This is a genomic window from Oceanobacter kriegii DSM 6294 (assembly GCF_000422845.1).
Lineage (GTDB): Bacteria > Pseudomonadota > Gammaproteobacteria > Pseudomonadales > Oceanobacteraceae > Oceanobacter > Oceanobacter kriegii.
The window spans coordinates 490,479-502,544 of the sequence record NZ_KE383931.1; the positions used below are offsets into that span (position 1 = coordinate 490,479).

Sequence of the window (12,066 nt, forward strand, 5' to 3'; positions counted from 1 at the left end):
AAATACGTAAATCCAGTTTCGAGGCCCCGAGGGATCAGAGCCGACCAATATCGTTGTAGAAAGCCACTGCCATCAGACTGAACAGCAGAAAAATCCCTACCTGCATGGCAACCGCCTGTACCCGTTCAGGTACCGGCTTGCCAATGATGCCCTCAATCGTATTGAACACAATATGACCACCATCCAGCATAGGCACTGGCAGCAGATTGAGAACGCCAAGCGAAACACTCAGCAAGGCGAGGAATTGAACAAAGGATTCAACCCCGCCCGACGCCGAAGCGCCGGCTACTTTAGCAATGGTGATTGGGCCACTCAAGTTCTTTACCGAGAGATCCCCAGCCAGCATTTTCCAGAGAGATTCCAGAGTAAAAACAATAAGATCCCACGTTTTTGAGCAAGCTTTCAGAAACGCCGAGAACGGGTCCAGAGAGCTGGTACTGAGCCATGAAGACGGCACTTCCGGCTGTACCGTACCGACTCCGGCAAAGCCAGTGACTTCGCCATCGGCCTGTTCGCGGGAGCCCGGCGTCAGCTGCAATTCGATGGTACTGCCATCACGCTGAACGGTGGTCAGCAGGGTCTGACCCGGGCTTTGCTGAACAATCCTGACCCAATCAAACCAATCCTTTACATCTTCGCCATCAACAGCAACCACCTTGTCACCCACTTGCAGACCGGCTTGCTCGGCGGCACTGTCTTCAACCACCGAACCAATCAGAGCCGGTACTTCCAGACGGCGAGGCTGAAACCCAAGACTGCCCATCAGGTCTGGCTGATCGGTGTCTGACTGCCAGTTTTCAATCGGCAGACTGACTTCTCGCACAATGCGGTTGCTGTCTTGCAGCGAAAGCTCAATCTGGCCGGTCTCGCCCAGATGGTCGATCAAACGCCAGTTCACGTCTTCCCAGGTTGAGGTTTCATGGCCATCGACCGCAACAATACGATCACCAGACTGCACACCGGCCTGCCAGGCAACCGAGTCCGGGGTAACGTCACCAATTTGCGAAATGACACCTGTGGTGCCGATGGCATACAACAGCCAATACACCACAATGGTAAAAATAAAGTTCGCGAAGGGACCGGCAGCCGCAATGAAATTACGCTGGGCGACGGTTTTGGAATTGAAACTTTCGTGGCGCAGGTTATCGGCCACCGGGGTTTCACGCTCGTCGAGCATTTTGACGTAGCCACCCAGCGGCAAAGGGGCCACCGAGTAGGCCGTGCCCAGTTTGTCCTTGACCTCAAACAGGGGTTTACCGAAACCGACGGAAAATCTCAGCACCTTGACGCCACAGCGACGAGCAGCCCAGAAATGGCCGTATTCATGCACCACCACCAACAGGCTGATGGCGACGATAAACCACAGGATTGTCACGAACCTACCTCATTCAAACCAGCGTGCGGAAAGTCTTTGGTGAGCAGCCGATTGGCCGTCTCACGCGCCCACTCGTCGGCCGCCAACACGGTGTCCAAATGACCAATAGCCACCGGCACGTGCTCGGCCATGACCGACTGAACCAGCCTTGGAATGTCAGTAAAGGCAATTTGTTCCCGCAAAAATGCATCCACCGCCACTTCATTGGCCGCATTCAGCACCGCGGGCATGGTCATGCCGGTTTCAAACGCCTGACGGGCAAGTGCCAGCGCCGGGAAGGTCACTTCATCGGCGGGTTCAAAATCAAGTCGGGCAATCTCGAACAGATCCAACGATGCCACACCCGCTTCGATACGCTCAGGCCACGCCATGCCATAGGCAATCGGGGTGCGCATATCGGGCTGTCCCAGTTCGGCAATCACCGAACCGTCGTTGTATTGCACCATGCTGTGAATCACGCTTTGCGGGTGAACCACCACCTGCACGTCATTGGCTGCACAGTTAAACAGGAAACAAGCCTCAATCAACTCAAGGCCCTTGTTCATCAAGGTGGCAGAATCGACGGAGATCTTCTGCCCCATTGACCAATTGGGATGCGCCACCGCCTGCGCAGGGGTAACGGCATCCAGTTTGTCTGCCGCCCAACCCCGAAACGGACCACCGGAGGCTGTCAGCAAAATCTTGCGAATACCGTGTTGGGAGAAGTCTCCCGAGTAAGCCACTGGCATCGACTGAAAAATGGCGTTGTGCTCACTGTCGATGGGCAGCAGCTCAGCACCGCCATCACGGACCGCCTGCATAAACAGCGGCCCAGCCATGACCAGCGCTTCCTTGTTGGCCAGCAACACCCGTTTGCCCGCCTGCGCCGCCGCCAGTGTTGGCAACAAACCTGCCGCACCAACAATGGCCGCCATCACCTGATGCACGTCGTCATGACGCGACACCATGGCAAGATTGTCGGCACCGGCCAGTACCTGTGTTGCATGATTGGAAGGCAGCAAGGTTTTAAGCCTGGCCGCCGCGTCTTCATTGGCCATCACCGCAAAGACCGGCTCAAACTGCAGTACCTGCTCGGCCATCTTGTCAGCGCTGCTGGAGGCCGTCAGGGCAAAGGCGCGGTATTTGTCCGGGTGACGAGCAATCACATCCAGCGTGCTACAACCAATGGAACCGGTCGACCCCAGCACGGTGACGTTGTTGATCACTTGGCAAATCCCCAATCAAGCAAATAGATGCACAAGGCGAAGACAGGTACCGCGGCAGCCATGCTGTCGATGCGGTCCAGCACACCCCCATGACCCGGCAACAGCGAGGAGCTGTCCTTGATGCCGCGGTGACGTTTCATCATGCTTTCGACCAGATCACCCAGTACAGACACCACCATGGTCACCATGGCAATCACCACCATTTGCACGTAGTCGGCCTGACTCATTGACTGCAACCAGCGATCCAGCCCCAAACCGAACAGCAAGGCCACCACCGCGGAGGTCACCAGACCACCCCAGAAACCGGCCCAGGACTTGCCCGGACTGACGTTCGGCGCCAGTTTGCTGTTGCCCCACTTCTTGCCCGCAAAATAAGCACCGGTATCGGCGCCCCAGACAATCAGCATGACGAACACAATCAGCAATGAACTGTGCGGCTGCATTTTCAGATGCATAAAGCCAACCCACATGGGCAGCAACACGCACAAACCAAGGATGGCCCGGATCGGCCGCGAGGTCCAAAGCGAGGTTCCTTGTGGGTAATGGCGAACCAACGCAAAGGCGATGACCCACCAGAAGGCTCCGACAGTGAGGAAATACACCACCACCTCGGGGATGAAGTAGTAGGCTCTGGCGGTTATGTACAAGCACACAAACACCAGAAAGGCGTAGCCAACACGGCCCCAACGCCGTTCATAGCCGGCGATATTGGCCCATTCCCAGGCTCCGAGCGTCGCAATAGCGGCGATAAAAATGGCGAATTGTTTCAGCGGCAAGAAGAAAATGCCGATGATCATCAAGGGAGCAAGCACCAGAGCGGTGATGACACGCTGTTTAAACACTGCCAGCAGATTCCTTCAACTGGTCGTCCGTTCGGCCAAAGCGTCGGGTTCTGGAATAAAAAGCATCCAGCGCCTTGCGATATTCGTCTTCCTTGAAGTCAGGCCAGAAAACGGGACTGAAATAAAGTTCACTGTAGGCGGCTTGCCACAGCATGAAGTTACTGATTCGCTGCTCTCCACCGGTCCGAATCATCAGATCCGGGGCAGGCAGTTCATTCAACCAGGTGTAGCGATGAATGGTCTGCTCGTCGATGGTGTCAGGGTCCAGCGAGCCGTCACGTACCGCCAATGCAACCTGTTTACAGGCCTGGGCAATGTCCCACTGACCGCCATAATTGGCAGCAACAACCAGCGTCAGACCGGTGTTGTTGGCCGTGAGCGTTTCGGCGTCACGAATCAGCTTCTGGATACGTTCGGAGAATCCGGTCTTGTCACCCATCACAATCAATTTCAGATTGTTGCGATGCAAGCGTTTCACCTCGCGCTCAAGCGCAATGGTAAACAGCTGCATCAGGGCAGAGACCTCGTTGGCAGGGCGGCGCCAGTTTTCACTGGAGAAAGCAAAAAGAGTCAGCACTTCTACCCCTTCACGGGCAGACTGCTCAACCACTTTTTTCACCGCGTCAACGCCAGCCTTATGGCCAGCGATGCCTGGCATCAGGCGTTTTTTGGCCCAGCGGTTGTTGCCATCCATGATGATGGCAACGTGCCGGGGGGCGCAGCCCTGAGCTGCACCCTGATCATTGATACTGGTAGACATCCGGACTGATCAGACCTCCATGAGGTCCTTTTCTTTCTGAGCCAGATGCTCTTCAACCTGAGCAATGTACTTGTCGGTCAGTTTCTGGATCTGATCTTCACCGCCGCGCTCTTCGTCTTCAGAGATCATTTTCTCTTTCAGAAGATCCTTGATGCTGCTGTTGGCATCACGACGGATGTTACGGATAGAGACACGGCCCTTTTCAGCTTCCGCACGAGCTTGCTTGATGAAATCCTTACGGGTTTCTTCAGTCAGCATTGGCATGGCCAGGCGAATGGTGTCGCCGGAGGTGTTCGGGTTCAGGCCCAGATCGGATTTCAGAATGGCGCGTTCGATAACCTGCACCATGTTCTTTTCCCAAGGGTTGATCGCCAGTGTACGGCCGTCTTCAACGATGATGTTGGCAGCCTGGGCAACCGGAGTCTCGGTACCGTAGTAATCTACCTTGATGTTATCCAGGATGGCTGGATTGGCACGGCCAGTACGGACACGCTTGAAAGCTTCCAACAGAGCGCCAATGCTCTTCTGCATACGTTCGTCGGCGTCTTGCTTGATTTCTTCGATCATGCTCAGTTTTCCTCACTAACAATCAGAGTACCGTCACTGCCGCCAGTAACCAGACGGGCCAGCACTCCCATTTCATTCATATCGTATACACGCAGTGGCATGCTGTGGTCTCGCGCCAGACAAATCGCCGTGAGATCCATCACGCCCAGCTGCTTCTCCAGTACTTCCTGATAGGTCAGGCTGTCGTACTTGGTGGCGGTCGGGTCTTTTTTCGGATCCGAAGTATACACACCATCGACGTTGGTGGCTTTCATTACCACGTCGGCATTGATCTCAATACCACGCAAACAGGCTGCAGAGTCGGTTGTGAAGAACGGGTTGCCGGTACCGGCAGAGAAAATAACCACATCACCCTGCTCCAGCGCGCGGATGGCGCTACGGCGATCGTAGTGATCAACCACACCGCTCATTGGAATGGCGGACATCACACGAGTGGTGATGTTGGCACGTTCCAACGCATCACGCATGGCCAGCGCGTTCATTACAGTCGCCAGCATGCCCATGTGGTCGCCAGCAACGCGATCCAGGCCCGCTTCGCTCAGCTGCTTGCCACGGAACAGGTTACCACCACCGATCACCAGACCGACCTGTACGCCAATGCCCTTCAGCTGACCAATTTCGAGCGCCATGCGATCGAGTACCTTGGGGTCAATACCGAAATCGAGCTCGCCCATCAGGGCCTCGCCACTCAGTTTCAGAAGAATACGTTTGTATTTAGGGCTTTGGTGTTTGGACATGATCGACTCCGTGAGCGTAATTCGGATACAAATATGCCGGGAAACCCCGGCATATGGAATATTGGGACAGGGACAAGCCTGCCCCGAATAAAATCAGCCTTTCAGCTGAGCAGCTACTTCAGCAGCGAAGTCTACTTCTGCAACTTCAATGCCTTCACCTACTTCCAGACGGATGAAAGTAACGATTTCGGCATCAGCAGCTTTGGCCAGCTGACCAACAGTCTGATCAGGGTTTTTAACAAATGGCTGTTCAACCAGGCTGTTCTCTTTCAGGAACTTGTTGATACGGCCACCCATCATTTTTTCAACGATGGCTTCAGGCTTGCCTTCCATATCAGGCTGGGCCTTGATGATGTCTTTTTCAGCTTCTACAACATCAGCTGGCATGTCTTCTGGACGTACAACGCGTGGGTTGGACGCAGTAACGTGCATAGCGATGTCTTTAGCCAGCTCTTCGTTGCCACCTTTCAGAGCAACAACACAGCCAACTTTACCGTTGGAGTGCAGGTAAGCACCAACAACGTCAGATTCGATCACGGCTGGACGACGAACAGTGATGTTTTCACCGATCTTCTGAACCAGACCCATACGAGCTTCTTCCAGCTCACCTTCCATCAGCTTGGCAACGTCGGTTTCGCGGGTTTCAGCCAGTTTGGCAACAACCTGATCAGCGAAAGCAGCGAAGTTGGCATCGCCAGCGGCGAAGTCGGTTTCGGAGTTAACTTCAACAACGAAAGCCACACCGTCCTGGGTGATGATGCGCAGCTTGCCTTCGGCAGCAGTACGATCAGCTTTCTTGGCAGCTTTCAGACCAGAGTTCTTACGCAGGTCTTCAATTGCCTTGTCGATGTCACCGTCGTTAGCAACCAGAGCTTTTTTACACTCCAGCATGCCCAGACCAGTACGTTCACGCAGTTCTTTTACCAGAGCAGCAGATACACCCGCCATAATCCCAATCCTCAAAAATTACTTGTCTACAAATTCTTTCTTTAAAAAAAGGGGGCAAGCCCCCTTTTTCGCGCGCTGAGAGTCGAATTACTCGGCAGCAGCTTCTTCAGAGGAAGATTCTGCAGCGGCTTCTTCAACAAACTCACCAGCAGCTGGACCGTTCTGCTGCTTGCCTTCCAGTACCGCGTCAGCAACAGCGGAAGCGTAGATCTGGATAGCGCGGATAGCATCGTCGTTACCTGGGATAACGTAGTCGATGCCGTCTGGGTTGGAGTTGGTATCAACGATACCTACAACCGGGATACCCAGCTTGTTGGCTTCCTGGATAGCGATGCGCTCGTGGTCAACGTCGATCACGAAGATCATGTCTGGCAGACCACCCATTTCCTTGATACCACCGATGGAGCGTTCCAGCTTCTCCATTTCACGGCTACGCATCAGGGCTTCTTTCTTGGTCAGCTGCTCGAAAGTACCATCGGATTGTTGCGCTTCGAGGTCACGCAGACGACGGATAGACTGACGAATGGTTTTGTAGTTGGTCAGCATGCCGCCCAACCAACGGTGTGCCACGAAAGGCATACCACAACGCTCAGCCTGCTCTTTAACGATCTTGCCAGCAGCGCGCTTGGTGCCAACCAGCAGAACCTTGTTGTTACGGGCAGCAACACCTTCAATCTGAGCCAGAGCTGCGTTCATCGCAGGTACAGTGTGCTCCAGGTTGATGATGTGAATCTTGTTACGAGCACCAAAGATGTAACGACCCATCTTTGGGTTCCAGTAACGGGTCTGGTGACCGAAGTGAACACCTGCTTTCAGCAGGTCACGCATATTTACTTGTGCCATTTTCTTTACCTTATGATTGGGTTAGGCCTCCACGTACCCAGTGAGCCGACTGTTCCTGCCAGGCAGAATCAGCACCCCGGACCACCGTTGCAGTACGTGTGTGTTTTAATGTGCCGGTGCGAGTCAATTGCTTGCTCGTCCGTACACGGATTTCAGCGCGCGCTTTATACCACTTTCCCGCAAGCGTTGCCAGCAAAGACATTGCCACAATCACGATTGATTACAATTAATCTCTGTTCACCCGTTGGCCAACTCCCGATACAATGGCGGGCTTATCAAACTGACTTATTCGTTCCTACATGACTGTATCTATCAAAACGGCAGAAGAAATAGAGAAAATGCGCATCGCTGGCCGACTGGCCGCCGAGGTGCTGGAAATGATCGAGCCCTATGTTGTACCCGGGGTCTCCACCGGCGAACTGGATCGCATCTGCCACGACTACATCGTCAACAAACAAGGGGCGATTCCTGCTCCGCTGAATTACAACGGTTTTCCGAAGTCCATCTGTACCTCGATCAACCAGGTGATTTGCCACGGCATTCCAAGCGACGACAAAATCCTCAAGAAAGGCGATATCATTAACATCGATATCACCGTCATCAAGGACGAATACCACGGCGACACCAGCAAGATGTTTTTTGTGGGCGAACCCACTCCAGCCATCAAGCGTCTGGTCGAAATCACCCAGGAATGTCTGTACATTGGCATCGACATGGTGAAACCCGGCGTTCAACTGGGCGACATTGGCGCCGCGATTCAGAAGCACGCCGAAGCCAATCATTATTCCGTTGTCCGTGAATACTGCGGCCACGGCATTGGCAAGGTCTTCCACGAAGAACCGCAAGTATTGCACTACGGCCGTGCTGGCACCGGTGTGACCCTGAAAGAAGGCATGACCTTCACCATTGAACCCATGATCAATATGGGTACCCGCTTCAACAAACTGATGAAGGACGGCTGGACCGTGGTTACCAAAGACCGCAAACCGTCTGCCCAGTGGGAACACACCCTGGCGGTGACCGCCACCGGCGTTGAAATTCTCACAGCCCGTAAAGAAGAGAAGTACTGGACGGAATAATGACAGCAGTGGTAACGGAATTAGTCCCGGTTCAGCGAGATACCTTGCTGGCGCACCTTGCAGATGCTCCCGCACCACTGCCGGTGGTGCGAAGTTTTCTGAAAGAAACCCAACAAGCCGCCGACGACTATTTCCGCGCCACCCTAGATGCCCTTCCTCCCGTTCACTTCCGCTCCGCTCAAATTGATGCCTTGTTGGCCGCCCTCTGGCACAAACACAAGCTCGATACCGACGACCTCGCCCTGATCGCCGTTGGCGGTTATGGCCGGGGTGAGTTGCACCGCCACTCCGATATCGATGTATTGCTGCTGTGCCGCGACGAAGTCACCATTGAAAAACACAGCGCCGACCTACAGGGATTCATCACTACCCTGTGGGATACCCGCCTCGACATTGGCCACAGCGTCCGCACCCTGGACGACTGCCGCAACGAAGCCATCAAAGACCTGACCATCATCACCAACATGCTGGAAAGTCGCCCACTTGCCGGCGACAACCGCTTGTTTGATGCGTTGCAGGACATTGTGCAGGAGCCGGACATGTGGCCGGCCAATCAGTTCTTCAAGGAAAAATGGAAAGAACTGGATAACCGCCACGCCAAGCACAACGACCCCGAATACAACCTCGAACCCAACGTCAAGAATTCCCCTGGCACCCTGCGCGACATTCAAACCGTCAGCTGGGTAACCTCGCGCTTTTTTGGCGATGGGTCACTGGAAAGCTTGCAGGAACGCGGCTTTCTGACCGAGTTTGAGCAAAAACGCCTGACCAGCAGCCTGCACTTTCTGTGGCAGGTGCGTTACGCCCTGCACATGCTGGCCGAGCGCGAAGAGGACCGCTTGCTGTTCGACCTGCAACGGGAAGTATCCCAGCTGCTTGGCTTTGAAGACGATAACGAGCGACTGGGCGTTGAACGCTTCATGACCCGCTTCTATCGCAATCAGCTGGCCACCACCGAGCTGTGCGACCTGTTGCTGATGCACTTCAATGAAGACTTCATGAAAGAGCAACAACAGGCCGAACCAGAGCCGGTAAACGAACATTTCGTACTGCAAAACGGCTACCTGCAGGTACTCGACCCACAGCTGTTCGCCCGCGAGCCAATTTGGTTGCTACAAGTGTTTACCCTCTGCGCCAAACTCAAGGACCGCCACGGCAACGACATTCTCGGTGTGCACTCCGATACCATTCGCGCACTGCGGGACAACCGCCACCTGATCGATTTTGAATACCGCACCAACCCGGCACACAACGCCTGTTTTATGGAGTTGATGCGCAACAAGGATCACGTGGTGCGAGAGCTATCACGGATGATGCGCTACGGCATTCTCGGACGATATATTCCCGAGTTTGGCCACATCATTGGCATGATGGAACACGACCTGCTGCACATTCACACGGTCGACGATCACAGCTTCCGTATGGTTCGTTTCCTGCGCCAGCTGCGCTTCTCGGAGCAGCGTGAACAATACCCACTGGCCTCGAAGCTGATTCATAAAGTGCAACGCCGTGAAGTGATTTATCTGGCTTCACTGCTGCACGACACTGGCAAGAGCGTTGAAGGCGACCACTGCGCCAATGGTGAGACCATTGCCCAGAACTTCTGTCGTCAGCACAACCTCAAGCCAACCGATACCCACATGGTCAGCTGGCTGATTGCCAACCACCTGACCATGTCCCACGCCGCCCAGCGGCTGGACCTCAATAACCCGGATGATATTCATCAGTTTGCCCGGGACATGGGCGACCAATACCATCTGGATCTACTGTATTTGATCACTGTCGCCGATATGGTGACCACCAATCCAAAGCTGTGGACCAGCTGGCGTGCGGAACAAATGCGAGAGCTGTACCGCAACACCCAGCAAGCGCTGCGTCGCGGCTTGGCCAATCCGATCAATAAAGAAGCCTATATCGAGGAAATCCAGCAGGACGCCATCGAGCTGCTGCAACAGAAAGGACTGGATGCTGACGAAGTCCGTCGTATCTGGGGCCATGCCGGCGACGACTACTTCCTGCGCGAGAACCTCGACAACGTGGTATGGCACACCCACGCCATCCACCAGCACGGCAACAGTACCGATCCTTTGGTCAGTATTCGCCAGACTTCGGACCGTGATCTGGAAGGGGCCACCCAGATTTTCATTTACATGAAAGACCAGATCGACCTGTTTGCGGTAACCACAGCCACCCTCGACCAGCTCAACCTGAACATTCAGGATGCCCGTATCATGACGTCGGAAACCGACAACAACGTCATGGACACCTACATTGTGCTGGACGAAAACGACCACCCGGTGGAAGACCGCAATCGCCTGGAAGAAATTCGTATCGCGCTGATCGAAGCCCTCGATGATCCGGAAGACTACTCCACCATCATTCAGCGCCGCACACCACGAATGCTAAAGTACTTCCCGGTACCGACCCAGGTCACCATGAGCAACGACCCGTTCATGCACCGCACCGTACTGGAAGTTACCGCCGCCGACCGCCCCGGCCTGCTGGCCCGTGTGGGTGCCATTTTCTCGGACTTTGGCGCCCAGATTCAGGGAGCCAAGCTGCTGACCGAAGGTGAACGGGTATCGGATATTTTCTACATCGTCGATCAATACGGCGAGCCGTATTCCGACCCGGACACCTGCATGATCCTTCAGCAGGCGCTGGAAACCGGCCTCGACGAGCAGGTCGAAGCCCAGACTCAGGTGTAGGCCGAAACCTTTCGAAGTTTTCACCAACATCGGTCGAATTAATCCGGTTTTTTCGAAACCAAACACCTCCTATGATGCTGATATTCAAAGGAGGTGCTTATGACTCTGCCCTACAAAAAACTGATTCCTGCCCAACACACATCCGACGGTGATGGCGTCAAAATCCAGCGCGTGGCGTTGTTTAACGAATCCCTGTCAGATCCGTTTCTGATGATTGACGAGCTGCGCTCCGACGACCAGAAAGACTACGTTGGTGGCTTCCCTCCACACCCACACCGCGGCATGGAAACCCTCACCTACCTCCGTCAGGGCGGCCTAGAACACCGTGACCATATGGGCAATCGAGGGATGATTCACAGCGGTGGCGCACAGTGGATGTCGGCAGGTCGCGGGGTCATTCATTCAGAAATGCCGTCACTGGAAATGAACGGTTTGCATGGCTTCCAGCTGTGGATCAACCTGCCTGCCAGCGAAAAGATGAAAGACCCAGATTACCGCGACGTACCGGCAGAAGAACTGATCAACGTACAAAGCCAGTCTGGCGCGGCGCTAACGCTGATTGCTGGTGAATGGCAGATTGATGGCGAGCAATTTACTGCGCCCCTGAACCGCATGGCGGCCAATGCAGGCATTGCTGACGTTGAATTGAAAGCTGGCCAGTCGCTGACCATTCCGGTGGCAGCAGGCAAGCAAGCCATGGCGTTTACCTACGACGGCAGCCTCAAAGGCCTGAAACACGGCAAGGCACTGGTGGTGCTGGAAACTTCCCGTGGAGAAGTCACGCTGGAAACCGACGAAGACACCCGCCTGTTGCTGCTGACGGGAACGCCATTAAAAGAACCCGTCGTTCACTACGGTCCGTTCGTTATGAACACGGTAGAAGAAATCCAGCAAGCCATTGCAGATTACAACGCTGGACGGTTTGGGAACTGAGACTCGGCTTTACGGCAACCACCGCACAGAATGCGCATCGAGATGAGCCGATTTTAATGACAACGAATA

11 protein-coding genes are annotated in these 12,066 nt (G+C 54.6%); 3 read left to right on the forward strand and 8 right to left on the reverse strand.

From position 1 onward, the window contains the following. Positions 1-34 precede the first annotated feature (34 nt). The 8 genes from rseP to rpsB all read right to left on the reverse strand — a co-directional run bounded on the left by rseP (position 35) and on the right by rpsB (position 7,277). Positions 35-1,375 carry an RIP metalloprotease RseP gene (rseP, locus tag G516_RS0115490; RefSeq protein ID WP_028294405.1) on the reverse strand — a complete coding sequence of 447 codons (1,341 nt, stop codon included), beginning with the start codon at positions 1,373-1,375 and terminating at the stop codon, positions 35-37. Further along, on the reverse strand, positions 1,372-2,577 hold the full coding sequence (gene ispC / locus G516_RS0115495) for a 1-deoxy-D-xylulose-5-phosphate reductoisomerase (protein WP_407635454.1): 1,206 nt from the start codon (positions 2,575-2,577) through the stop codon (positions 1,372-1,374). Before ispC ends, rseP begins: the two co-directional genes overlap by 4 nt. Beyond that, complete coding sequence (locus G516_RS0115500) at positions 2,577-3,422, reverse strand: phosphatidate cytidylyltransferase (RefSeq protein ID WP_028294407.1); 846 nt, start codon at positions 3,420-3,422, stop codon at positions 2,577-2,579. Before G516_RS0115500 ends, ispC begins: the two co-directional genes overlap by 1 nt. Then, positions 3,415-4,182 (reverse strand): polyprenyl diphosphate synthase, encoded by a 768-nt coding sequence (gene uppS / locus G516_RS0115505; protein ID WP_028294408.1) that lies wholly within the window; start codon positions 4,180-4,182, stop codon positions 3,415-3,417. Before uppS ends, G516_RS0115500 begins: the two co-directional genes overlap by 8 nt. Before the next feature lie 9 nt (positions 4,183-4,191). Then, the gene (gene frr / locus G516_RS0115510; protein WP_028294409.1) at positions 4,192-4,749 is read right to left on the reverse strand and encodes a ribosome recycling factor; all 558 of its coding nucleotides are present in this window, start codon (positions 4,747-4,749) and stop codon (positions 4,192-4,194) included. A 2-nt stretch (positions 4,750-4,751) separates the two neighbouring features. Further along, positions 4,752-5,486 carry a UMP kinase gene (gene pyrH, locus G516_RS0115515; protein WP_028294410.1) on the reverse strand — a complete coding sequence of 245 codons (735 nt, stop codon included), beginning with the start codon at positions 5,484-5,486 and terminating at the stop codon, positions 4,752-4,754. Between the two features lie 93 nt (positions 5,487-5,579). Then, on the reverse strand, positions 5,580-6,434 hold the full coding sequence (gene tsf, locus G516_RS0115520; RefSeq protein ID WP_028294411.1) for a translation elongation factor Ts: 855 nt from the start codon (positions 6,432-6,434) through the stop codon (positions 5,580-5,582). A gap of 87 nt (positions 6,435-6,521) precedes the next feature. Continuing rightward, positions 6,522-7,277 (reverse strand): 30S ribosomal protein S2, encoded by a 756-nt coding sequence (gene rpsB, locus G516_RS0115525; protein WP_028294412.1) that lies wholly within the window; start codon positions 7,275-7,277, stop codon positions 6,522-6,524. 299 nt (positions 7,278-7,576) lie between these two features. Between rpsB and map the strand changes: the two genes are divergently transcribed. From map to G516_RS0115540, 3 genes are all read left to right on the forward strand, one after another. Continuing rightward, positions 7,577-8,356, forward strand: a complete 780-nt coding sequence (gene map, locus G516_RS0115530; protein ID WP_028294413.1) for a type I methionyl aminopeptidase — start codon at positions 7,577-7,579, stop codon at positions 8,354-8,356. Continuing rightward, positions 8,356-11,064, forward strand: a complete 2,709-nt coding sequence (gene glnD / locus G516_RS0115535; protein ID WP_028294414.1) for a [protein-PII] uridylyltransferase — start codon at positions 8,356-8,358, stop codon at positions 11,062-11,064. Before map ends, glnD begins: the two co-directional genes overlap by 1 nt. Before the next feature lie 99 nt (positions 11,065-11,163). Next, complete coding sequence (locus tag G516_RS0115540; protein WP_028294415.1) at positions 11,164-11,997, forward strand: pirin family protein; 834 nt, start codon at positions 11,164-11,166, stop codon at positions 11,995-11,997. Positions 11,998-12,066 lie beyond the last annotated feature (69 nt).